We start from the raw sequence: 481 nt of genomic DNA, 5'->3' as shown, positions 1-481 counted from the left end.
AGCTGGCAGTGGCCGCACCTATAGGCGGCGCGCTCATGATCGGCGGCAGCAGGATCATCATTCGCGATGCGCTCGGATCCGGGCTGGCCGGAACGCTGGCCTTCCGCCCCGAGCATGCGACCCTGGCTGAGAAGGATCATCCAGGAGCCCTGCCGGTTCGCGTCACGCGCATTGAGCACGCAGGGATCGACGCTCACGTCTTTGTCGATGCCGAGGCCGGCGCTCAGTTCGTCGCCCGCATTTCCGCCGAGCGCGCGCGATCACTGCGTGACGGCGACAATCTGGGACTGACCATCGACGCTGAACAGGCATGGTTCTTTCCTTCCAACGGCTCGCGCCAGCGTGGCGATCACAGCGGGGCAGCCTGACATGGCCTTAGCCAACGACATTCCGCTCAGTTCCTTAGCTCCGAACACTGCAGGCAGCTACCGGCCGGCTCGGGCCCAGGCGCAAGCTGGCATAATTCTGTCCGTGCCGGCGA

General features: G+C 65.3%; 1 protein-coding gene. It reads left to right on the top strand.

What is annotated here, in order from left to right; translation table 11 throughout:
• The coding region (locus tag EN780_RS37540; protein ID WP_210215136.1) for a TOBE domain-containing protein at window positions 1–368 on the top strand (368 nt) is incomplete at its 5' end.
• Window positions 369–481: the final 113 nt, after the last annotated feature.

Source organism: Mesorhizobium sp. M4B.F.Ca.ET.089.01.1.1, from assembly GCF_004022605.1.
In the GTDB taxonomy this organism is placed as follows: Bacteria; Pseudomonadota; Alphaproteobacteria; order Rhizobiales; family Rhizobiaceae; genus Mesorhizobium; species Mesorhizobium abyssinicae.
The sequence above is the reverse complement of the archived record's forward strand: the minus strand, read 5'-3'. Positions and strand labels throughout refer to the sequence as shown.